The sequence below is a fragment of the Fibrobacter sp. UWB12 genome, assembly GCF_900142485.1.
Classification (GTDB): Bacteria; Fibrobacterota; Fibrobacteria; order Fibrobacterales; family Fibrobacteraceae; genus Fibrobacter.
In genome coordinates, this window is record NZ_FRAZ01000004.1 from 67235 (window position 1) to 90401 (window position 23167).

Here is a 23167-nt window from a genome sequence, read left to right on the forward strand (position 1 = left end):
AGAATGAAGTTATTTTATTGTACGGAGTAATGAAAAAATATTCTTTCAGGACTGGCATTATGAGAAAAATTTCGCAAGGCAAATGGATGAGGTCTGCAGCCATCGCATTGACTCTTTGCGTTGCAGGTTGCAATCTGTTCCACCCGACAGGCAGCCGCGATGCCGAAAGTGACGATTCAGCGGCCCTCACTCGAGACGGCTACCTGGAGTTCCAGAAGTCGAACTACGATTCAGCACGCAAATTTTTCAACAAAGCTATACGTGCAGACTCGGGCAATTCCGAAGCCTGGATTGGGCTTTCAAAATCCGTCCTGAAGACTCAAGATGGGCTTAATGTTTTCGAGCTCGCCTCTTTAGCGCAAAAGACTGAAAAAGACGGCAAGAGCTCTAACGGATTTCTCGACATGAGCGATGCGAAAGCCGATAGCATTTCGAGAGGAATCGATTCCGTCTTGTTCTACCTAGACAAATTTATTGCCCGCGACACAACCGACAGAACCGACAAGAAAGTTCGATTCAGCACCATCGCAGACAGCTACACCATCCTCCAGCTCACCAAGGCTGCCCTCCGCATCAGGAACATACATACCCAGCTCACGAACGTTGTCTCGGCCGACAATGCCGGTATGATGGTGAACCTCAATACGCTCAACGATCTCGGAGACAGCCTCAAGCCGTTCCTCAACGACATGGCTGCAGCCGCCGAAGCCATAAAAGCCTCGCCAGAAAGCGCTGCCGAAATCATCAAGGCCTACCTCCCCGACTCCACACGAGATGCATTTAACGACGAAGATTATGCCGACATTTCCGTTGGTCTTGCAAATACAGTCATTGAACTGAACGACAGAGCCCAAACCGTTGGAGAAGACCGCAATGACGTGTTCTTCAAATTCGGAAACCACATCGATGATGATGGTGACGGTTGTGTAGACGAAGAAGTTGTCGACAATTACGATAACGACGGTGATGGAGAAGTCGATGAAGATGCTCGCGATTACCGCACAGTAGTCTTAGTGAAAAGACCTCAAAACTACGCAGAACTCGTCGCACAAGGAATGGACCCGAAAACATACGACCTCACCAAAGCCCAAGTCGACACACTCAAGTTTATTGGGAGTTACCAATCGGTCGATATCAACATGGACGGTACGTTTGGCCCTGCCGATAGATTCTTACCCGAAGAATACTGGCAACCTTTAGACGAATCGGAATGGCATTACGTTTATAGAGACCCGAATATGCGAGATTCTCTTGACAACCATCTGCTCAAGTTCGCCATTGATTTATCATTCCCCGGAAAAGATCTTGACGAAAAGATCAAAAATAAGGAACTTATCCGCAACGATACCAATGTGAACAACATTAAATACAACTTGCAAAAGCGTAAAGAAATGGTCGGCGGATGCTGGAAATACTACACTGAAGAACAATTCCTCCAGTGGTTCGAAGGGAGAATTGTAAAATGAATAAACTATCAATACTTGCAATTTTCGCTTGTGCTATCGGAATCGTTTCAGCAAAATCGCCAACGCACTTTTCGCTCCGCGCAGAATCCATGGGTGGTGCACACGTTGCCGTTGTAGATGACAAAGAAGCGCTCCACTACAACTACGCAGGCTTAACTCAAATTAACAAACTCGGCAATTTCGAAAAGCGACCGGAACAAGGTTATTATCCGCGCAACTGGATCGGCGACATGCGAGTCACCTTCGGTGGCGCAGGTGATATCTTCGCATTCCTTTCAACGTATGGCGATGTCAAAGACGTTCAGGACCTGTACCGAAGGGCTCAAGACGAAGCCAACAGAATAACCCCAACGCATCCTCAAGTTTCAAGTAAAACAAGTGCAATTCTCGATTCACTTGTCAAAAATCCGAAGTACGTCAAGACTATCTCTTCATACGACCATAAGGCGTTGGAAGCGAGAGTGAAATTTGATGCAGAACTCGCGTTCCACAATTTCGGAGCCGCGTTTTGGATGAATGGAAGCGTTGCTCCATACATTGATGCAGGCATCATTCTCCCCTATGTCGTCGTTGACACATTCATTATCGATGCAGTCGCGCAGATGGGTGGAGCCTACGAAATCATTCCAAATCAACTATCCGTTGGCTTGGGTGGCAAAATCGTCAAGCGCCACAAGACGAACATGGTAACACTGGGACTTGCCAACTACAACACCATTGCAGACACCCTTAAAGATCAGTTGGGCGATGCTACGGACGATTTCTTTGATTCCAAGACATTCTCGTTTGGCCTAGACTTGGGTGTACTTTACCAGTTCAACCGCGAGATCCGCTTCGGTGCATCGTTGCGCGATATTTACTTCAAGTCTCTTGCGGGCGAAACGCTCATTCCGAACTTTACCATCGGTGCAAACTACAGCCCAAGATTCATGAACAGCAACACCGGTTTTGGACGCAAGTTCAACGTTGCCGTAGACTTTGCCGATATGTTCAATAACGAACGGAACTACAAATTCTTTACGCACCTGAACTTCGGTTTTGAACTGGAACAGACTCTTGCGGCATACCCAGGCCTCAACAACGAGATACGATTCCTCGTCTTGCGCATTGCAGGCGGTTTCAGAGGTGGTTACCCCTCAGCAGGTATCGGAGTTGAATTCCTGAGATTCTTCTCGATTGAAGCCGCTACATGGGGCGAAGAACGCGGATATTACACCGGTCAAGACGAGAACAGAATTTACATGGTCCAAGCAAGTATTGGATTCTAAAATTACTTGACTTGGAATCTATCCTTGATTTCTTGCGGGATGGCGAACGGCCGTCCCTTTTTCATATCCATGAGGACCCACTGCGTTTCGGATTCGAAAACGACCTTGCCATCGGAGACACGTTCAAAGCGGCATTTACGCACGCTCATCACCTTGCTGTAACTGGCAACCCATGTAGTTCCACGGATTTCATCACCCAAGAACGCCTGATTCTTGTATTCCACGAACTGCGTGTGAATCATCCAGCCACAACCGAACTGATACATCACATCCGTTGCACCAACGGAATCAGAATGAGCTATCGAAATATCCTGGACCCACTGTACCGCCCAAACGTTGTTCATGTGCTTATTTTCATCAATCATTTCGGGAGTAACCTTAAAAAGCTTTTCAAACTTCACCGGGTTCTCATTTTCTTCCATTGCAACAGCCATTATATGCCTCCGTTTGCTACAAATGTAATAAAAATCCAAATATTACAGTTTTTATTGCAATTATTCGCATAACAACCCCATTTTATGTTATTTTTCAGTTCGATAAAAACATTAAGTGAGATCATATATGGAATGGAATGATTTTACCAGCCTCACTGCAGAAAACATGCAGGCAATCTGGGACTTCAAGACTAAGGACCCGTTTTCGATTTTGGGCATTCATCCGCTCGAAACCGACCGAGGAATAAAGACTGTTATTCGCACCTACCAGCCGCAAGCCAGCTTTGTTCGCGGTGAATCTTGCGACGGCACTGAAGAATTCGATTTTGTAAAACTGGGTGACACGGGATTTTTCGAAGCCATCCTCGATATGGAATTCGAACCGTTCTTCTACAACTTGATCATCCGCCAAGAAGACGGCAACGAGTACACGCTCACGGATCCGTATGCATTCCTTCCTGTACTTAGCGACTTTGACCGCCACCTGATTGCAACAGGCACGCATTACGAGCTTTATCGCAAGCTGGGCGCCAACATCATCGAACACCAGGGCTTCAAGGGAATCCATTTTGCAGTATGGGCCCCGAACGCTCGCGCCGTTTCTGTCGTCGGCAACTTCAACAGCTGGGACGGACGTCGTCACCAAATGCGCATGCTCGGCTCTAGCGGCATTTGGGAAATTTTCATTCCAAACCTTGGCGAAGGCGAACTCTACCGTTTTGAAATTCACGGAGCCGATGGCCAGCTTCACGTAAAAGTGGACCCGCTCGCAAAGCTCGCTGAAGTCCGCCCGGCAACGGCATCCATCACGACTCACCTCGATGGTTATGAATGGGGCGACGATCTTTACATGAAGACGCACTGGGCAACAAAGGTCTTCGGTTCGCCGATGAACATTTACGAAGTCCATGCAGGCTCCTGGCGCAGAGACCCGTCCAATCCGGATAGATTCCTCAACTGGGACGAACTTTCTGAACGCCTCATCCCGTACCTCAAGGAAATGGGCTATACGCACGTGGAATTCTTGCCGCTTGCAGAACACCCGCTCGATGAATCCTGGGGCTACCAGGTGACTGGTTACTATTCACCGACAAGCCGTTACGGTACACCGGACCAGTTCCGTCACTTTGTGGACCTTTGCCACCAGAACGAAATCGGTGTGATCTTGGACTGGGTTCCGGCACACTTCCCGAAGGATGCACACGCACTCGGACGTTTCGACGGCACCGCCTGCTACGAGCATGCCGACCCGCGTCAGGGCGAACATCCGCACTGGGGCACATACATCTTTAACCTCGGCCGTAACGAAGTCAAGAACTTCCTTATTGCTAATGCCATGTACTGGCTCAAGGAGTTCCACTGCGACGGTCTCCGCGTCGATGCAGTGGCATCCATGCTCTACCTCGATTACGGTAAGGGTCCGGGCGAATGGGTGCCGAACAAGGACGGCGGCAACATCAACTACGACACGCTCGAATTCCTGAAGCACTTAAACAGCATCATGGGCCGCTTGACCCCGCATGCCATCCTCATCGCCGAAGAATCGACAAGCTTCCCGAGCATCACTCGCCCACCAGAGCAGGGCGGTCTCGGCTTCCACTACAAGTGGAACATGGGCTGGATGAACGACTTCTTGAGCTACATCCAGCACGAACCGATCCACCGCAAATACCACCACAACCAGCTTACATTCAGCATGGTCTACGCTTATTCTGAAAACTTCATACAAGTTTTCAGCCATGACGAAGTGGTGCACGGCAAGGGCTCCATGCTCGGCAAGATGCCTGGCGACAACTGGCAGAAGTTTGCAAATCTCCGCCTTACCTACGCTTTCCAGTACGCACACCCGGGCAAGAAGCTAAACTTCATGGGCAACGAATTCGGGCAATTCCGCGAATGGAACGAAAAGCGTTCTCTCGACTGGCACTTGGTCAGCTGGGATAGCCACGGCAAGCTCCTTGAAATGATGAAGGTCTTGAACCACATCTACAAGGAAAATTCTCCATTCTGGGAAATTGACCATTACTACACCGGTTTCGAATGGATTTGGTGCGATGATGCAGACAATTCCATCGTGAGCTTTGTCCGCAAGGACGACCACGGCAACATGATTTTGTGCGTATTCAACTTTACGCCGGTTGTCCGTAATGATTACCGCCTCGGCGCCCCCGCACGCGGTGCTTGGAAAGAAATTTTCAACACCGATGCAGCCATGTTCGGCGGATCTAACGTTGGAAACCTCGGCAAAGTTTGGACACAGGACATTCCGTGGCAGAGCCGCGATTGCAGCTTGAACATCAAGCTTCCGCCACTTGCCGCTGTCTATTTCAAACTTGAGAAATAATAGCGCATTCGCGCAGTTATTAAAGTCCCTGAATTTATTTCAGGGATTTTTTTAATTCAGCGTTACCGAGAACAAGAGCATCACAGAAGACGAGCGGAATACGCCATCATCATCGGACCAATACTCGTGGGAATTGAACGCGAGCGACACCCCTAAACCAACGTGTTCGCTCACCCACCAGTCCTTGCCGGCTTCGACATCGAAACTAAAAGCATGGAGCCCCGTATTCCCGGAATACTTGCGGCAATTGAGCCTATAACCAGTCATTCCGAAAGCCACGCTGAAATAAACGTTATTCCATCCCGGCACATAATACGTGGCACCAGCACCGACAAAAACAGAACTCAACACGTAAAAATCATGATCCACATACATCGAGAGTCCATAACGGGCTTCTCGAAAATCGGAATACGTAACAAAACCCATGTTCGCATGCAAAGCCAAATTCGGCATGACATAAGCACCAAGTTTGCCATGAAGCTTTATTCCCAGGCCATCCGCAGTCAATGATTCCTCGCCATCTGCATTTTCAAACGAAGAATAGCCAAGCCCTACCGAAGCTCTAGCAAACATTCCATCATGTGCCAAAGGCGTGCCAAGCGGCCCAGCTAAAGCCACTGAAAACGCACAAGACAAGGCAAGCAGTAATTTAGCGAAAAGACGATCCATAATTAATTTTGGACATCTAATTTAGAAAAATCAGAGACATTCCAAAGCTTAACACCATCACCACGCAACCTAAACCCTAGCGATATATACGGAGAGATTCCTTTGGAATAACCATATTTTGAAGCTTTCATATTATGAAATCCGGCCTTCAAACGAATTGCAATTCGTCCCGCTATTGGATCCCCCTCAGGCATGGTCTTACCCACAAGGCTCGGGAAAAGATAATCTACATATGCCCCAAAACCATAGCGGAAATAAGATTCTTGCTTGTTTTCGCGTTTTTCTTCACCATCTCTGCGAACCACATAGAAAGCTTTACCCAAATTTGCAAATGCGGCACCTTCAAAATACTTTGTCTTAAACACTCTATAACCTAACATTGAATGTATTCCATAATCTAAAAAGCCACAGGAATCGCACTTTTCATCCAAGGAGCGCGTATTGAATTCAAAAGAAAGCATCACATTATAAATTCTAAAATCTAAAGCGACATTAAAAAAGAAAAACGATTTGTAATCTGGGAAATCCCCAGCCAAAAACGGAATACCAAAATCAGCACCCAAGCCAAAACTGAAATTACCCGCTCCTTCAACCAATGATTTCATCATTTTTCCCAAAGCAATCGATTCCATTACAGGGCATGCCAAATCTTTATTGACTTCAGGCTTATATTGTAATTCTTCGCATTTAAATTTTTCATGATAATCTTGTTCTGCAACTCGATTCAAAAGTAAATCGAGACCATCTTCATATCGATACGTACTATACCTTACCAAATAATTCGATGCAGAATCTTTATTTAAAATAAATTCATAATCACGAGTTAAATACTTTAAAAGAATTTTCGAACGTGGCGACAAATCTGCGGAATCAGCAAGCTGAACAGCAGTTGCATAATCACCGGCATAAACGAGAGATTCTATACGTTTACGAACTTCAATCGCAGGGTTCGGTTCCACACTATAGTTCAAACGGTACGGGAAAAATTGCACATTTTCCAAACTTTGAATATCCAAAAAAGCAACTGGTTCAGATACACCATCCAAAAAGAAAATGCGCTTATTTGGAATTTCAGAATCAAATGCAGGCACAGTAATCACGCGCTGGATCAGTTTAAACGAAGAAGAATCCCTTATAATATCAGGACCCATATATGCAAATTGAGTAAATACCTTTTTTGTTTTTTCGGCTGGCGGATCTACCCAAGTTTTACTTTCTTTGTCATAAATTTTGTCTACGTGAATAATGTTATGAATTAAATAAAAACCATTTGATTCTTTTTGCGAGCGGAGTTCAAATGTTTTGCGAACATTCTCGGGAGCTTCAGCCAAATCACGCTGCATGCGGGCAGCTTTCAGTTCAGACCATTCCATAAAAGATTTATAGACATCCGGATATTCCTTGTCGAAACTGACCCAAGGCAATTTATCCTGGCTGTATACATTGCTCGTGATGAGTGAACCGTAATAAGCGACAGGCGCTATTTCTAGCTTTTTCGCCACCGTCACAGAATTGACTAAAACATCTTCGTACGCAAAGCTATAGGACAGCAGTGTCAAAATAATCGCAAAAAAATACTTAACCATATTAGCGTTCCATAGAATCAGGATAAACAAATTCTACCGGTTTCATTGTCAACACAGGTATAGAAAACTCAATTGACATATAAAACCTAAATCCAGAAGTATTTACTGTATGATCGCCCCAAATATTTTTTATACCCGCTCTAAAACGAAGGTAAAACATATCGTACAAAACACCTGCTCCATACACCGGATAAGCCTGATATGAATCCTTGCTTGTTCTATTTTCATCGTTTTTACTTTTATTTTCACCATAGAAATCAACTTCTACACCAGTCGTTAAATAGCACTGCAACGAAATGTTTCTAAAGTAATAGCCAACATTTAAATTCCAGCCCAAATTGTAGAAATGGAGTGAATCACTAGAACGAACATCACTGAAATGTGTCGTAATTTGGGTTTCAAGACTGACATCATATATATACCAGTTTGTACCCCCATAAAAACCAAAACCGTTTTTAACCTTATCCGAAATATCTCCTAAAAAGGCGACATAGGAACCACCTAAGAAAAACGTATACGACTTGAGCGTATCAACAGTCTTTCTGTTCCAATAAACATTAACTAGATACTCTAGCTGCTCCCGTTTCTTTAACTGGAGCTTATGTTTTTCAATCAGCGACTCAATATCATATTTATATTTAAAGAAGCCCTTCATTACAATATAAATAAACATCCGGTCACTCTCATTTTCAACACTTTTGAGTTTTTCTTCAAGCTTTCCAGATTCTATTTCCGCTTGCAATTTATCCTTAAATGCTTTATGGAACGTATCGTAAACATAGTCCGGCCTTGTATTATAACGCGATACAAATTGCACATCACTAAGCGATTCAAAATCACCTAAAAAATATTTCAACAGAATTTTTTCGTAATCATGAATTATAAAATAAGTAGACGACTTTTCATACGACTCAGCAACATCGACCAGTTTCTTTAAACGCTCAAGATTATCATCTTGCAAAGCTTTTCTCATAGCATCGCGAAGATACTTGACCTGGTCAAACTCCTGCCGAAGCATTTCTGATTCACTGAATTTTTCAACAAGACTCAACGTATCAGGAGATTTAGTCTCTTCATAATCGTGCACAAATAAGTTCATTACAGAATCGCGAGCAACAGGTTCTGCAGAAAAAGCGCTACAATTCAAAGACAAAATTAAGGCGCACGCCCAAACCGCTAAATATTTTACACAAAAACGCATAAGATAAATATACAAATAAGGCGTAAAGGAGCAACTTAGGAGTGCCCGCCCATCTCCCTCGGATGGAACGAGCGGTGTTCTTGCTTGATGAAATCTTTATCGACGTGCGTGTAAATCTGCGTAGTACTGATATCGGCATGACCGAGCAGTTCCTGCAAAACGCGCAAGTCCATACCCGCTTCAAGGCAATGCGTGGCAAAACTATGGCGGAACGTATGCGGCGAGACCTGTTTGCTCAAGTGCATCGTATGCAATTGCACAATTTTCCATGCCCCCATGCGGCTCATAGGCTTTCCATGCGCATTCAAGATGATATTATCCGTTGCGGGGTGCGTGAGCGGTCGCCCTTCTTCAATCCATGCGCGAAGATTTTCCTTAGCCTTGCTCCCGAGCGGTACAAGACGCTGCTTATTGCCCTTGCCAATCGGCATGAGCCATTCATTTTCAAGGTCAATTTGCGAAAGCTTGATGCCAAGCGCTTCCGAAATACGAAGCCCGCCACTGTACATGAGCTCAATCAAAGCCGTATCACGGAGCGGGTTCTTGCCGTTGGCGGCGCTTTCAAACACACTGTCGATTTCTTCACGGGTCAGGTACTGCGGCAGGTAATGGCCAAGCTTCGGAGTCGCAAGCATCGATTCCGTGCTGTAATCGTACTCGCCCTGGTTCTGCATGTACTTGAGGAACCCGCGCAAGCTTGAAAAATGCCTAGCGACCGATGTCGGGGAATACTCATCCTGCCCCGCCGTAAACGTCAAGAATTCGTCCAATCTTTCGGGCTTCAAGTCTTTAAGGTCAATCCCATTCTCGTCTAGCCAGGCGATAAAATGCCGCAAGTCTTCCTGATAGCTCTGTATCGTCACGGGGGAAAGATTACGTTCTACCCCGAGGTGCGAAAGAAAAGCATCTAGACGATTGGAATTAAAGCTCATGAGAGAGAATATAGTTATAGACGAAAGACAAAAGACGGAAGACGAAAGATTTTTTCAAAAAAATCGGCCATTTCCCTTGCCATTTTAATTCGTTATTTCTATAATTGTGCGCGTCCAAGCGACTATGGATGATTAGCTCAGTTGGTAGAGCAGCTGACTCTTAATCAGCGGGTCGCAGGTTCGACCCCTGCATCATCCACTAAGCACTAAACCGCAAGGCAAGGTGCTGCAAATACAAAAGCGTCAGACAAAGATAAGCGTCTAACGAACTTTGAAACTGCGACTTTTGATTTTTGCAAAGACATAGCTCCCAACGAAAGACGGGAACGCGACCTAAGAATTTTGGATGATTAGCTCAGTTGGTAGAGCAGCTGACTCTTAATCAGCGGGTCGCAGGTTCGACCCCTGCATCATCCACTAAATACCAAACCGCAAGGCAAGGTATTGCAAATACAAAAGCGTCAGACAAAGATAAGCGTCTAACGAACTTTGAAACTGCGACTTTTGATTTTTGCAAAGACATAGCTCCCAACGAAAGACGGGAACGCGACCTAAGAATTTTGGATGATTAGCTCAGTTGGTAGAGCAGCTGACTCTTAATCAGCGGGTCGCAGGTTCGACCCCTGCATCATCCACTAAACACCATCTCAACGAGATGGTGTTTTTTTTCCTCCCCCCATAACCTTCTATAAAAAACTCAGGAATCACAATCCCTGAGTCGTTCTTCAAAAAAACTTTGTGGAAACGCAAAGCGTTCGAATTTTTATTCGTTCAAGTCCTTTTTCTTGCGAGGCGAAATCGCAATGAATACGAGCACGCTAACGAGCAACAAGAACGGATAGAACATATATGGAATCAAGTCGAAAGCGCTCACACTTGCATCCGGCAAGGCCGTGGAAATTGCGGCAAGCGCCACCAACATCTGCGCACCGTAAGGTAAAATGCCCTGCACCACGCAACTGAAAATATCCAAAAGCGAAGCCGTCTTCTTCGGTGAAATGCGGTATTCATCGCCCATCTGCTTTGCAATCGGGCCCGCCATCACGATAGCAACCGTGTTATTTGCCGTCGCCACATCGAGCGCACTCACCAAAAGGCCAACACCCACTTGCCCGCTACGGTGGCCCTTGAACACCTTATGGATAAAATCGAGCAACGCAGCAAAGCCTCCGTGAATGCGAATCAGCCCGCAAAGAGCGCTCACCAGCACAGCCACAAGAATCGTCTCGTACATGCCCGAAATGCCGTTTCCGATGTTCTGCAAAAGCCCCATCATATTGAGCGGGCCAAAACCGACCATGATGACAGAAGCAGCGACAATGCCAACAAGTAACACCGTAAACACGTTAATGCCCGTAAGCGCAAGCGCCAATACCAAAACGTACGGAATCAGCTGCACCAGACTGTAGGAATTTTCGGCAACCGCACGAGCTTCCGTCGCAAACGAAATCGCCGTAATAATCGCCACCGCCACAAGCGCTGCCGGGAGCGCAATAATAAAGTTCACATGGAACTTGTCCTTCATCTTGCAACCTTGTGTCGATGTAGCCGCAATCGTCGTGTCCGAAATAAAGCTCAAGTTGTCGCCAAACATTGCGCCGCCAATCACCGTTGCCACGCAGAACGGGACTCCAAAGCCAGCCATCTGCGCCACCTCAACAGCAATCGGAGAAACCACAGCAATCGTGCCTACCGAAGTACCCATCGCCGTAGAAACAAACGCAGCCACCAGGAACAGCACCACAACCGCAAACTGCGCCGGGATAAAATCCAGCAGCAAATAAGCAGCCGCCGAAGCGCTCGAACGCCCGAGAATCCCCGCAAAGATGCCCGCGCAAAGAAAGATGAGAATCATCAAGAATATGTTGCGGTCGCCCAGCGCTCCCGCCATGATGTTCATCTTCTTGTCAAAATTCAATTTGCGGTTCTGCATGCATGCGACAAAAATCGCAATCAAGAATGCAGCTACGATGGGAATGTTATAGAAGCCCATCGAAATATGGAGAATGTATTCGAACGTAATGCCAAGGCCCAAATAAAGAACCAAGAACACGGCGACCGGCAAAAGGGCAATCGGGTTGCCCTTGATTTTTTCTTCGAAATTTTCGTTTTGCATGGTGCGAAAGATAAAATATTTCGACTAGTCTTTCACGCAACGGATGCTGTTATACTCATAATCTGCGCAATTGTAACCGACGTTCGGATTCGAATGGACTATAGCGCATTCAAAGTTTCCTTTTTCAGTCGCTTCAGCATTCGTCCAGAACAGCGTATTCTGACCTACACTGCGGCAAGACACTCCCTTTTCAGCATAGCTATACATGCAACTGCCAACGGGAAGTGCGGTAAATTCAAAGTCATCAGCACTCGTCTGTCGGTTGTAATCTTTCCAGCCATAATCCGATTTTAGCGAAAGATAATCAATCAATGCATGATCCTTTATCAACTTGATAAGGCTATTAAAATCATCCGCCGACGGAAGGTGCCAACCTGCAGGGCACGCCGTTAATGCAGCCGAATGAGTATAGTAACGACCCGTTTTTTCAAATTCAGTTTCACCCACGAATTCATAGCTGGAATCAGCGGCAAAATTGAGGTTTTCTTGCATCCAGACCGTGTTCCCAAGGCGAACAGTCTTGTAGGTTTGGCCATCACGCGGGTCCACCATAGTCCCCTTATTCTCACGGATGCAACGAACAAATTGTTTGTCACTCTTCAAAGAACCGCCGGACTTTTCAGCAGAATCATCCAAATAGTTATTGCCTTCTAAATAAAAAATTGATGTTGCCGCATGATCTTTATCCACTTCTTCGAGATCCCAGAAATAAGCGGCTCTATTTCCAGAGTTCCATTTCATCTCACCATCATATTCCGAATAATGGCCGGTCATGACAATGTTCATATCGCCTTTATTTTTTACGATATCCGTTGCCATTATTTTTTCCAACAAGCTCCAATCTTTGGACGTCGGCAAACGATATCCTTCAGGGCACGCCTGCTTGGCAGATTCCCAATTATAAGCACGTCCGATCAAATCGCAATTCTGTTCAACATCATTGTAGCACCAGCTAGAATCAATTGCATAATTCATGTTGCGATTAAGCCAGCGCTGCACTTCAATATCGACAATCGGATAGACTTGGCCATCTCGCGGATCCTTAAATTCAGTATTCGATTCCACAGTTACAGAAGACGAACTTTTTACTTCGGCAGAGCTAGAACTCCCCTGCGAATTAGTGGCCTGCACACTACTTGAAGATTCATTCACTGGTGATACACTTGCATTTGGAGACGTACTAGAGTCGTCACCGCAAGCAACAAGAAGTGTTGCTACCCAAAGAAATTTTTTGTAATCCATAAATTCTCCTTTTTACTATCAATACAAAATATAATTCTTTTACTCTAGACCTTTTTTGTCTAAACTAATTAAATGCCACGTAAAACCAAGCGATACAAACGGAGAAAAGCCCTTTGCATGCCCAATCTCCGAAACGTTCATATTTTGCAGTCCAAGCTTTAAGCGCGCTCCAAAGCGGTTTCCCCAACCACGTTCCCAAAAGCTATCTACGGGTTTCCCGATGAGGCTCGGGAAAAGCGCATCAACATAAATGCCAAACCCATAGCGAAAATATCGTTCATGCTGGTAATCTGAATCAGGCTTTCCTTTTACAGGCGGGACCTCTACCGCCGAAAAACCAAGATTTCCCCATGCACCGCTTTCTATATATTTCGTTTTCAACCATAAATATCCAAATTCAAAATGCGCGCCAAAATCACCTGTGCCGCAAGAATCGCACTTCGCATCAAGCGAGCGGATGCTGACACCCATTCCCCAAAAGATATTTCTGTTATATATATTAAAACCAAGGCCCAAATAAAAAACAGGGTCGAAATCCGGGAATTTTCCAATCAAGAACGGGCGGCCAAAATCGACAAACGCGTTAAACCTAAAGCCCCCCTCTTTCTTTACGACGGGTCCGACATTTTCATTTTTTACAGGCGCCGGAGCCACTTCCTGAACATCCAAAGTCGCATTAGGGTTCACGTCATATTTCAATCGATGCGGAAGGTAATGAATCTTATCAAGAATCGATGTATCCATCAAGGAATAACATTCTTCTGAATATCCGTCCATGAAAAAAATTCTTTTGACCGGAATCGACTGTTCTTCGGGATTGGGCAAAAGCACCATCATTCTCTGGGAAATTTTCCACGAAGAATCCTGGGAAATGTCCGGTCCGACATACGCAAAAGAAAAGAGTTCCTTTTTAACCTCTTCAGGCTTGGGGTTCACCCACGTTTTAGTCACCTTGTCATAAACCTTATCTACTCGAATTTCATCGTGGATCAAGAAAAATCCCTTCACGTCCATGGCTAAATAACGATATTCAAACATTTGTTTGAATTTTTGGGGAGCCTGAGACAAAAGTTCATTCTGGCGATTCTGCTTATAGTTGGACCACCCGATAAAAGACTTATACACCTGCGGGAATTTTTGTTCGAATTCAGCATTCTCCGCCCTATAAAATTCCTTCTGCAAATATTTTCTTTGTATAAGGCTCCCGTAATAAGCGACCGGAGCCGTTTGCAATTTTTGCGCAACCGTCTGCGATTGAGAAAAGCCCACTGAAGAATCGGAAAGAACGATATTATACGTGACATATCGCCCTGCAAAAGAAAGAGATACCGCAAACAAAAGGAACAGCAATAATCTGCGTACCATCATTTAACCCCTTTTTCCCTGAATGAATAGTCAAAATCAACTTGCTTTTTGGAGTATTCACGGAACGTCCATTCAATGGACGCATACAACCTAACACCGGAAGCTTTCAACACATCGCCAGAAAAAATACTCCTGATACCCGTTCTAAAGCGCAAGCCATTATGGATACGCCCCTTATCTGTAAAGAACAAGTCGACAATTGCCCCTGCGCCAAAAGCCGGATAAAACTGGTACGGCATATCATCGTTCGCCTTATCCCCTACGCTCTTACCACGAATATTGAACGCGTTCATGCCAAAGCCAACTGTCGCATACCCGTAAAAGAACACATTCTTATTCTTAATAAACGTATAGCCAAAATTAAAATCCCATCGCATATCATAGAACTGCAAGGAATCCGGCTCCTTATTTTGGCAACCGTTAATATCCATAAACCATTCATACAAAAAATCATTTCTGATAAAATCAATACCAATGTACATGCCAGGCATCCAACCGACTTTATCCGCCAACGAGCCCACTGGTTTTATAATAGCAGCACCCCAAGAAAAAGCGGCATAATTCTTCGTATCGAAATCTTCTTTTTGCCAAAAACGAGTTACCAAGAAATACAATTGCTTTTCATCCGTCAGCTGATACTTGTATTTTTCAATCAACTGCGAAACGCCCTTTTTATTTTCAAATAAACTATTTAGAATAATGTAAACAAATACACGATCACTTTCATTAGGAACTTCCCTCAGATTTTCTTCAATTTTGCCAGTTTCAATTTCACGTTTCAACGTTCGATACAAGGCAGAACGCATATCTGCATGTATTGAGCTATTTAGTAAATCCTTTATATAATCGACTTGTGCCAAGAAATCATAATCCTTCAAGAAATATTTTATGACTAGTATATCGTTCGCATAAAAAACGTGAAACGTCGAAGCATTACGATCAAAAAAATCCGCCTCCTCAACAACCGTCTTTAAACGTTCAATTTCGCCTTTATTCAAAAGATCTTCAATCGTGTTCCGATAATACATCGCGTAAAAGCGCTCTTTCTCCAAAGAATCTCTATAGTTAGCTACGATTTTCGCCTTTGCCGATGTTTCGTCAAAATCCAATTTTTTTGAAGTGTTTGTATCGGGATTCTGCACAAATAAATGCATTACAGAATCAAGCGGAACATCATCCGCAAACGAAGGCCCGCAAAAAGCCACTACAGACAAGAAAAAAACAAAAAGAGAAAAACGATGAAGCATAAAGCTAATATACAAATTAGACCGGAATAAAAGCACTATATACAAAAAACGAACTCCGCCGTTTCCGACGGAGTCCGTTTCAAGATTTCGAGAATCTAGTTTGCGAGCCTTAGCTCAACACCTTACTGCAAAGTGATGAGAGTAAGAGTGCGCTTGCCGACCTTGATACCCTTAGAAATATCGACTGTCTTAGCCTTCTTGGACGGGTCGTTTGCCCAGCCTTCTTTGAGCTTTTCGGAGCTCTTGTCGAGAGTCTGGACAGAAGCCTTGCCCTTGAAGCCCGGGATGTCGAGCTTGATATCGAAATCGCTGTACGGGCTCTTGTTCACGAGGAGGAGCTGCTTCTTGTTGCCGTTTACAGTCCAGTAAGCGGTCAGGAGAGCGTCTTCGTCACCCTTGATGGTGGTCTTCATGAGCTTGCCACGGAGAGCATCGGAAGCCATCTGGAATGCCCAGTAGCTCGGACGCGGGCAGTTCATGCATTCTTCACCAGAACGGGTCAAGTAACCGTAGTCACCGCCTTCCGGAGTGATATCGTTGTGGATGTCCCAGTACTGAGCGTTGTCGACGTTTTCAGTAGCGAGCATACCGAGGTAGTCAGCGACGAACAAGCCGTTTTCGACAGACAAGGTCTGCGGGCCCGGGTTGAAGTCAACAGAGTTCCATTCGGTGAGCCAGAGTTCAATCTTCTTGCTCTTGTTGAACTTAGCAGTCCACTTGTCCACGACCTTGTGCAAACGTTCGTAGATTGCAGTGAGGGTCTGCGGAGCAGAGAGCATAGCGAAGTCATTTTCTTCGCCGAAGTGCTGCGGGTAGTGGTGAACGATAAGACCGTCAGCGATGTCACCCGTTTCAGCAAGAACCTTGTCGTTCCAGTCGCCTTCGAGAACGCCGAGCACAGCCACCTTGATGGTCGGGTCAACTTTCTTCATGGCTTCGATGAACTTACGAGCGCGCTTACCATAGATGGTACCGCCGTCCTTACCATACTTTTCGTAATACGGATGCCAGTTACCGTAGATTTCGTTACCGATTTCCCAGTAGAGGATGCCGGCCTTCTTGTCAACGTTCGTGTGCTTGACCCAGTCAGCGGCTTCCTTTTCAGTGCCGGAACCGAAGTTCACAGTGAACATAGCGTTAGAGCCAGTCTTCTTCAACCATTCGAGGAATTCGTCAGTGTCGACCATCCAGTCGTGGTTGTCGAGGATTTCCTTCCAGTGGTCGTCATCAGCACGGAGACCACCCGGGTAACGGATAATGCCGTGGTTGACGCGCTTAGCAAATTCGCGAGTCTGAACCTTGAAGTTTTTGTTGTCGAGCATGTCGCCGTCCCAGAGGGCAGCGTTGATACCGAACAAGCCACCAGAGATTTCCGGGTTGAGGACTTCCTTTTCGCCCTTCACCAAGACCTTGATGACAGCCGGACGTTCCTTAGCCTTGACTTCGCGCTGGTTGGTCAAGCGGATGTTGTCAATCTTGAAGCCACCTGCAGTACCTTCACCACTCGGCTTGAAGTCGAGAGCGGTTACACCCTTGAGGTCGAAGAGGCCGTTTTCAACAGCGTCAGGCGGTTGATAATACGGGAACTTGCCGAAGGTGCGGAACGGAACGAGGATGGTCGTCTTGCCCTTAGGAGCACCGACGTTGGAAACGAAGATTTCGTTGCCAGCATCCTGGATCTGCACGGTGATGGACTGCCAAGCCTTTTCGGAGTACACGTCGAACATGATGCCCCAGTGCTTGGTCCAGTCGCGGTCAGCAGCCGGACGGCCATTCTTCTTCATGTCGAGCACGACGTCAACCCAGTCAGCAAGGAGGTAGTGTTCGATATTCAAGCAGTTGCCCTTGAATTCGGAGCAGTTTTCAACCTTGAACTTGAGCTGAGACTTCGGACCGGTAGACGGTTCCCACTTGTCCTTGGCATACTTGCCTTCGAAGTCGGAAATCACGTAGTCCGGAGCGTTGGACTTGAAGGAATCCCACTTGAGATCCGGGTCAATCCAGTCGATGTTGGACGTGAAGGTGATCTGGTCAACAAAGACCGTGACAGGAGCCGGCTTGCCCGGTTCGCCCTGGTTTTCACCCTTGCCAACGGAGAAGCGGATTTCCTGAATTTTGTCCCACTTGATGTCCTTAGCAACTTCGGCCTGCTTGTTAGCGTCCCAAGCCTTACCCTTGTCGGTGAAGCGCTTGAGAGGAATCTTAGCGAGCTGCCAATCCTTGGAAACCTTGATCCAGTCATTGAGGCCGACCTTGGTCTGGCTCTTGATGTCGTTGCCCTGGTTGTCGAGGATACCGACGTAGAGCTTTTCGCCGCCGAGCTTACCCTTGATCCAGAAGTAGAGACCGCCCTTGTCGCGAACCTTGGAGAGGTCAATGAACTTGCCTTCACCGAGAGAGTAGGTCACGCCAGACCAGTCGTTGTTATCGATGTACATGGCGAGCACGTTCTTGTTGCCCGGAGTCTTGGACTGAGCTTCACGCTGAGCGGTGAGACCACCGTAGCTGTAAGAGAAGCCCTTAACCTGGTTGTCATAGAACGTAGCGAGAGTCTTAGCCTTGCCATCGAGCTTTTCCGGGTTCTTCGGACCGTCGATGACGTCGTTGTTTTCATCCCAGTAGACCATCTGCTTCTTCGGGGCAGCCTTCTTGTTGCCCTTCACGATTTCGATGTTATCTACCCAGACTTCGAATTCGCTTGCAGCGCTCTTGTCAATGGAGAAACGGATTTCAGCAATCTTGTCCCAGTCGATACGAGACGGGAATTCGGACTTGCGGGTGTTGTCCCAGTAGAGACCACGGTCCGGGAAGTCCACGAGAGGAATGGAAACCTTCTTCCAATCCGTCGTTACGGCGCCGCCTTCGATGTACTTGTTCATCGGAAGCACAACCTGAGTCTTCTTGCCGTCAGAAACTTCTTCGTCGAGGAGACCGACCTTAACGGCTTCGCCACCATGCTTACCCTTGATCATGAATTCGACCTTGGAGTCAAGCATGTACTTGTTCAAGTCGAAGAATTCGTTGTAAAGGCAGATGGAAGCACCGGAGTATTCCTTCGGGTCCAACTTGATGTTGAGGGCGGCCTTGGACTTGTAACCACCAGACTTAGTGATGGTAACGCCCTTGCTCGTGCCACCGTAAGAGTAGTCGTATCCACCCGGACGATACTGTTCATCGAAGAACTTGTAAACGGCCAGATGCGGCTTTTTCGGCTGAGCCATTGCAGCTGTAACGCTCAAGCCGAGGACGGCGAGCGAGGCAACTTTCAATGATTGCTTAATCATAATGTGCATCCTTTTGTTGTTTTTTTGATCTTTAAATTAAAATCGTAAATAAGAAAAAGCGCACACGCCAAAATCATTAGCGTGCACGCCTGAAAACGTAATTACTTAGCTTCCTTCAACATCTTTTCGACGAGTTCCGGGCTGAAGCGGTCTTGACGCTTGCCGTTGATGTAGAAGTTCGGAGTTCCCTGAACGCCGACCTTGACACCCAACTGGAAGTCCTTGTCGATGCGAGCGCTCATAGCAGAATCGAGAACCATGTCCTTCTTGAACTGTTCGATGTTGAGGCCAATTTCCTTAGCTACAGCGATGTAGATGGAATCGCCAAGTTCGCGGGAATGCGGTGCGAGAGCATAACGGTATTCCCAGAACTTGCCCTGCTTCTGAGCTGCGATAGAAGAAGCGGCAGCAGCCTTGGCGTTGGAGTGGAAGCTGAGCGGGAAGTGCTTGTAAACGAACTTGATTTCGTTCGGGTACTTCTTGTTGAGTTCCTGCATGGCCGGAGCAATGCGAGAGCAGTACGGGCACTGGAATTCAGTGAATTCGACAATCGTGAGCTTCGGGTTCTTGGAGTTACCGAAGATCGGGCTATCTTCATCAGGAATGTCCCAAACCTTGTTGTCGGCTTCCATTTCGGCGCGAGCCTGTTCAAGAGAGATTCCGCGCTTGTCAAGAGCGTACTTGATGATTTCGAATTCTTCCTTGACCTGCTTGAAATCCTTTTCGAGGCTGTCCAAGCGAGCCTGCTGGTTGAACGAACCACCAGCGGAAGCTTGATTGCAAGCGACGAGGCTGGAGACCAAAATAGCCATACCAATAAAAGAGAGACGTTTCATATTAGTCCTTTGAGTTAAAAAAACGGACGGGAGCCCTTTTAAGCTCACGAGTTTAGAGAAATATAATAATGAAAGATTAGTTTGATACAAGAAAAACTTCAAAAAAACATACACAATCGTCTCATCTGTATTCGCTAAAAACAATTGTAAAATCCATTTTTTTCAAGTTTTTGCAAAAATCTTTCTCCGTAACTACATGTGTTTTAACAAGTTACAAAAGTGAGAACGCTGAAAATAGTGATAAAAATCGCACGAAAAGAATTTACATAACTAACAATAAACAAAAGCTATTGCAACAAGACAATCAACAAAAGACCTTTAGTTAATGGCTAAAGACTAACGACCAAGAACCAAACATTTTACTATTTTTTATGCATATGAGTGAATATTTGCATAAATCGTTTGGTCCCGTTATCCCAAAGGATTTTAATAAGGATTATGGAGAGAAAGGCTTTTTGTTGGAAAGCGGCAAGACGCTCCCCGCCCTCACCCTCCGCTACGAGACCTATGGCACGCTGAACGCCGCCGGCAATAACGCCGTGTGGGTTTGTTCGCCGTTGACCGCCGATGCCCACGCAGCCGGCTGGTACACAGAAAATGACAAGAAACCGGGTTGGTGGGACGAACTCATCGGACCGGGCAAAGCTATTGATACCGACCGATTCTTTGTAGTTTGCAGCAACATCCTCGGCGGATGCAAGGGCTCTACAGGCCCAGCAACAATCAATCCGCGCACGGGCAAGCCTTACGGCAGCACCTTCCCTACCATTACGATAGGCGATATGGTACATGCCCAGAAGGAACTCGCCGACAACCTCGGCATCAAAGAATTCTACAGCGTCATCGGTGGATCCATGGGTGGTTTCCAAGCCATGAAATGGGCCATCTACTATCCCGAACAAGTCAAGCGCATCATCATTATCGCAAGCTCCCCGCGTTTTTCGAGCCAAGCACTCGGTTTTGAAGTCGTGGCCCGCGATGTGATTACGCAAGACCCGAACTTCCACGGTGGTGACTACTATGAAGACGGCATGACACGCCCGGACATCGGCCTTGCCAACGCACGCAAGCTCGCGCACATCACGTACCTCTCTGCCGTGGGCATGGAAAAGAAGTTCAAGCGAGCCCAGGACCAGGAAAACAGGAACCACGCTGTCACTTATTCGACACCGTACGACTTGAACCTGCCTATCGAAAGCTACTTACGTTATCAGGGAACAAAGTTCGTCGACCGTTTTGATGCAAACAGCTATTTGCACATTGCACACGCAACCGATGCATTCGACCTTGAAACAGAATATGGCAGCATCGAGAACGCCTTCAAGGATATCAAGGCCGAAGTCTTGAACGTGAACCTTTCTACAGACTGGCTCTTCCCGCCGCACGAAAGCCGCCGCATCACGAGCGCCCTCTTGAACGACGGTAAAGCAGTCACAAGTCTCGAACTCGATACGCAATTCGGACATGATGGATTCTTGATTGAAGTCGGTGAACTCGGAAAAGCCGTAGGACGATTCCTCGATTCCAAGATTATCCCGGAAAACGGTACCCAGGCTATTCCTGTATTCCACAACCAGAGCGACTTTGACCTTATGGGCAAGCTCGTAAAAGAAGGGAGCCATGTGCTCGACCTCGGTTGCGGCAGTGGCGACTTGCTGGAATATCTTATCCAAAAGAAAAAAGTCACCGGCTTTGGCATCGAAAAGAACATCAAGGGAATTCTCGATTGTCTTGAAAAAGACGTACAAGTTATCCAGCGCGATCTAGACGAAAGCGGTCTCAAGGATATCAAGGACGGCAGTTTCGACTATGCGATTATCAACCGCACCATTCAGGAAATCCGTGACCCTGTGGCTCTTTTGAACGAACTTTTGCGCGTCGCAAAGCAAGTCATCGTAACATTCCCGAATTTCGGCCATTGGTCAGCCCGCGGAAGCCTCATGTTGCATGGTCGCATGCCGATTTCGAAGGAACTCCCCTACGAATGGTACGACACGCCGAACATCCGCGTGCTCACGCTCAAAGACTTTTATACATTGTGCAGCAAGGAAGGGTTCAAGATTGAAAATCTGCACTTCCAGAACGAGCACAAGATAAGCAAGGTCCTGACCACCATCGGGCTCCCGAACTTCGGTGCCGAACACGTGATTGCGACAATTTCGAAGAAGGTTTAGAATGTCCATTATTTCCATGACCGGGTTCGGCAAAAGCGAATCCACATTGAACGGAGTCAGTTGTGTTATTGAAGTACGCAGCGTGAACAGCCGTTTCCTTGAAATTTCAAGCAAGATTCCGAAGAACTTCGCCTATCTCGAAAATGATTTCAAGGCACAGATCAAGGACAAGCTCGTTCGCGGTTCCGTGAACATTTCGATTACGCTTGGCGCAGGCAATGCCGGGAACATTCCCGTCTGCTACAACGAGGCGGCAGTTTCCAAGTTCGTCGAAATCACGAAGGCCATGCAGAAAAAATACGGCATTGCCGGTGATATCAAGCTCGAACATGTTCTTGCCATCCCAGAAGTTTTGCAGTTCACCGATGGAAACGAAGACAATGAAGTCTGGGAAAAGCACCTGAAGACCGAACTCGATAAGGCTTTGGACGGTGTCATTGCCATGCGCGAAAAGGAAGGAGCAAACCTCGCCGTGGACCTCACCCGCCGCGTTATCCACCTGAACGAAGTCATCGACAAGGTCGAAGTTCTCGATCCGCAGCGCATTGAAACGTGGAAGGTCAAGTTCCGCGAACGCATCAATACGCTCATGAAGGATTCCGAAATCGACGAAGTGCGCCTGTTGCAAGAAGCCTGCATCATGGCCGACAAGCTCGACATTCACGAAGAAATCACGCGTTTCCGCAGCCACAACAAGTTGTTCCTCGACGCGCTCGCCAAGGGTGGCGCACAGGGCAAGAACCTTGGGTTCATCTTGCAGGAAATGGGCCGTGAAGCGAATACGCTTGGCACAAAGTGCCAGAACGCGGACATCGCCGCCCTCGCCATCGAACTCAAGAACGAAATCGAGTGCATCCGCGAGCAATCAATGAATGTTGCATAGTTTTCGCCACGTCGCATAATTCTCAACATCATTTCTCAACATGGATTTTTTATCCATAAAAAGCCCTACGAAAGTAGGGCTTTTTGTTTCAAAACTATCTAACTTATAAACAGAAAGAAT

General features: G+C 46.6%; 16 protein-coding genes and 3 tRNA genes. 8 read left to right on the forward strand and 11 right to left on the reverse strand.

Annotation, left to right across the window (positions count from 1 at the left end; genetic code table 11):
• The first annotated feature begins 29 nt into the window (after positions 1-29).
• Together BUA34_RS07180 and BUA34_RS15875 are read left to right on the forward strand one after the other, a co-directional pair.
• The gene (locus tag BUA34_RS07180; RefSeq protein ID WP_254794371.1) at positions 30-1466 is read left to right on the forward strand and encodes a tetratricopeptide repeat protein; all 1437 of its coding nucleotides are present in this window, start codon (positions 30-32) and stop codon (positions 1464-1466) included.
• On the forward strand, positions 1463-2734 hold the full coding sequence (locus BUA34_RS15875) for a hypothetical protein (protein ID WP_072828061.1): 1272 nt from the start codon (positions 1463-1465) through the stop codon (positions 2732-2734). The genes BUA34_RS07180 and BUA34_RS15875 overlap by 4 nt, the downstream gene beginning before the upstream one ends.
• Before the next feature lie 2 nt (positions 2735-2736).
• Here the strand turns inward: BUA34_RS15875 and BUA34_RS07190 are convergent, their stop codons facing one another.
• Positions 2737-3168 carry an acyl-CoA thioesterase gene (locus BUA34_RS07190; protein ID WP_072828062.1) on the reverse strand — a complete coding sequence of 144 codons (432 nt, stop codon included), beginning with the start codon at positions 3166-3168 and terminating at the stop codon, positions 2737-2739.
• A 127-nt stretch (positions 3169-3295) separates the two neighbouring features.
• On the opposite strand from BUA34_RS07190, the gene glgB reads away from it, so the two are divergent.
• Complete coding sequence (gene glgB, locus BUA34_RS07195; RefSeq protein WP_072828063.1) at positions 3296-5512, forward strand: 1,4-alpha-glucan branching protein GlgB; 2217 nt, start codon at positions 3296-3298, stop codon at positions 5510-5512.
• A 51-nt stretch (positions 5513-5563) separates the two neighbouring features.
• On the opposite strand, the gene BUA34_RS07200 is transcribed toward glgB, so the two are convergent.
• The 4 genes from BUA34_RS07200 to BUA34_RS07215 are packed head-to-tail and all read right to left on the reverse strand — an operon-like array spanning position 5564 to position 9900.
• Positions 5564-6181: a hypothetical protein gene (locus BUA34_RS07200; protein ID WP_072828064.1), complete on the reverse strand. Its 618-nt coding sequence runs from the start codon at positions 6179-6181 to the stop codon at positions 5564-5566.
• 2 nt (positions 6182-6183) lie between these two features.
• Complete coding sequence (locus tag BUA34_RS07205; protein WP_072828065.1) at positions 6184-7767, reverse strand: hypothetical protein; 1584 nt, start codon at positions 7765-7767, stop codon at positions 6184-6186.
• Between the two features lies 1 nt (position 7768).
• Complete coding sequence (locus BUA34_RS07210) at positions 7769-8968, reverse strand: hypothetical protein (RefSeq protein WP_254794372.1); 1200 nt, start codon at positions 8966-8968, stop codon at positions 7769-7771.
• Positions 8969-9003: 35 nt separating this feature from the next.
• The gene (locus tag BUA34_RS07215; protein WP_072828067.1) at positions 9004-9900 is read right to left on the reverse strand and encodes a tyrosine recombinase; all 897 of its coding nucleotides are present in this window, start codon (positions 9898-9900) and stop codon (positions 9004-9006) included.
• Between the two features lie 126 nt (positions 9901-10026).
• Between BUA34_RS07215 and BUA34_RS07220 the strand changes: the two genes are divergently transcribed.
• From BUA34_RS07220 to BUA34_RS07230, 3 genes are all read left to right on the forward strand, one after another.
• Positions 10027-10099, forward strand: a tRNA-Lys gene (locus BUA34_RS07220).
• A 145-nt stretch (positions 10100-10244) separates the two neighbouring features.
• Positions 10245-10317: transfer RNA gene (locus tag BUA34_RS07225), tRNA-Lys, on the forward strand.
• Between the two features lie 145 nt (positions 10318-10462).
• Positions 10463-10535, forward strand: a tRNA-Lys gene (locus BUA34_RS07230).
• Positions 10536-10663: 128 nt separating this feature from the next.
• On the opposite strand, the gene BUA34_RS07235 is transcribed toward BUA34_RS07230, so the two are convergent.
• The 6 genes from BUA34_RS07235 to BUA34_RS07260 all read right to left on the reverse strand — a co-directional run bounded on the left by BUA34_RS07235 (position 10664) and on the right by BUA34_RS07260 (position 19990).
• On the reverse strand, positions 10664-12016 hold the full coding sequence (locus BUA34_RS07235; RefSeq protein WP_072828068.1) for a Na+/H+ antiporter NhaC family protein: 1353 nt from the start codon (positions 12014-12016) through the stop codon (positions 10664-10666).
• A 24-nt stretch (positions 12017-12040) separates the two neighbouring features.
• Positions 12041-13258, reverse strand: coding sequence for an FISUMP domain-containing protein (locus tag BUA34_RS07240; RefSeq protein WP_072828069.1), 1218 nt, complete (start codon positions 13256-13258; stop codon positions 12041-12043).
• 39 nt (positions 13259-13297) lie between these two features.
• Entirely contained in the window at positions 13298-14626 is a 1329-nt protein-coding gene (locus BUA34_RS07245) for a hypothetical protein (RefSeq protein WP_072828070.1), read from the reverse strand.
• The gene (locus BUA34_RS07250) at positions 14623-15732 is read right to left on the reverse strand and encodes a hypothetical protein (protein ID WP_254794373.1); all 1110 of its coding nucleotides are present in this window, start codon (positions 15730-15732) and stop codon (positions 14623-14625) included. The genes BUA34_RS07245 and BUA34_RS07250 overlap by 4 nt, the downstream gene beginning before the upstream one ends.
• A gap of 260 nt (positions 15733-15992) precedes the next feature.
• Positions 15993-19154, reverse strand: coding sequence for a carbohydrate binding domain-containing protein (locus BUA34_RS07255; RefSeq protein WP_072828072.1), 3162 nt, complete (start codon positions 19152-19154; stop codon positions 15993-15995).
• A 101-nt stretch (positions 19155-19255) separates the two neighbouring features.
• Positions 19256-19990, reverse strand: coding sequence for a DsbA family protein (locus tag BUA34_RS07260; RefSeq protein WP_072828073.1), 735 nt, complete (start codon positions 19988-19990; stop codon positions 19256-19258).
• Between the two features lie 377 nt (positions 19991-20367).
• Between BUA34_RS07260 and BUA34_RS07265 the strand changes: the two genes are divergently transcribed.
• Entirely contained in the window at positions 20368-22164 is a 1797-nt protein-coding gene (locus BUA34_RS07265) for a homoserine O-acetyltransferase MetX (RefSeq protein WP_254794374.1), read from the forward strand.
• 1 nt (position 22165) lies between these two features.
• Entirely contained in the window at positions 22166-23047 is an 882-nt protein-coding gene (locus BUA34_RS07270; RefSeq protein WP_072828074.1) for a YicC/YloC family endoribonuclease, read from the forward strand.
• Positions 23048-23167 lie beyond the last annotated feature (120 nt).

Excerpts from the sequence above, each read along its gene's own strand:
- BUA34_RS07180 (WP_254794371.1), top strand. The coding sequence starts at position 30 with ATGAAAAAATATTCTTTCAGGACTGGCATTATGAGAAAAATTTCGCAA.
- BUA34_RS15875 (WP_072828061.1), top strand. The coding sequence starts at position 1,463 with ATGAATAAACTATCAATACTTGCAATTTTCGCTTGTGCTATCGGAATC.
- BUA34_RS07190 (WP_072828062.1), bottom strand. The coding sequence starts at position 3,168 with ATGGCTGTTGCAATGGAAGAAAATGAGAACCCGGTGAAGTTTGAAAAG.
- glgB (WP_072828063.1), top strand. The coding sequence starts at position 3,296 with ATGGAATGGAATGATTTTACCAGCCTCACTGCAGAAAACATGCAGGCA.
- BUA34_RS07200 (WP_072828064.1), bottom strand. The coding sequence starts at position 6,181 with ATGGATCGTCTTTTCGCTAAATTACTGCTTGCCTTGTCTTGTGCGTTT.
- BUA34_RS07205 (WP_072828065.1), bottom strand. The coding sequence starts at position 7,767 with ATGGTTAAGTATTTTTTTGCGATTATTTTGACACTGCTGTCCTATAGC.
- BUA34_RS07210 (WP_254794372.1), bottom strand. The coding sequence starts at position 8,968 with ATGCGTTTTTGTGTAAAATATTTAGCGGTTTGGGCGTGCGCCTTAATT.
- BUA34_RS07215 (WP_072828067.1), bottom strand. The coding sequence starts at position 9,900 with ATGAGCTTTAATTCCAATCGTCTAGATGCTTTTCTTTCGCACCTCGGG.
- BUA34_RS07235 (WP_072828068.1), bottom strand. The coding sequence starts at position 12,016 with ATGCAAAACGAAAATTTCGAAGAAAAAATCAAGGGCAACCCGATTGCC.
- BUA34_RS07240 (WP_072828069.1), bottom strand. The coding sequence starts at position 13,258 with ATGGATTACAAAAAATTTCTTTGGGTAGCAACACTTCTTGTTGCTTGC.
- BUA34_RS07245 (WP_072828070.1), bottom strand. The coding sequence starts at position 14,626 with ATGATGGTACGCAGATTATTGCTGTTCCTTTTGTTTGCGGTATCTCTT.
- BUA34_RS07255 (WP_072828072.1), bottom strand. The coding sequence starts at position 19,154 with ATGATTAAGCAATCATTGAAAGTTGCCTCGCTCGCCGTCCTCGGCTTG.
- BUA34_RS07260 (WP_072828073.1), bottom strand. The coding sequence starts at position 19,990 with ATGAAACGTCTCTCTTTTATTGGTATGGCTATTTTGGTCTCCAGCCTC.
- BUA34_RS07265 (WP_254794374.1), top strand. The coding sequence starts at position 20,368 with ATGAGTGAATATTTGCATAAATCGTTTGGTCCCGTTATCCCAAAGGAT.
- BUA34_RS07270 (WP_072828074.1), top strand. The coding sequence starts at position 22,166 with ATGTCCATTATTTCCATGACCGGGTTCGGCAAAAGCGAATCCACATTG.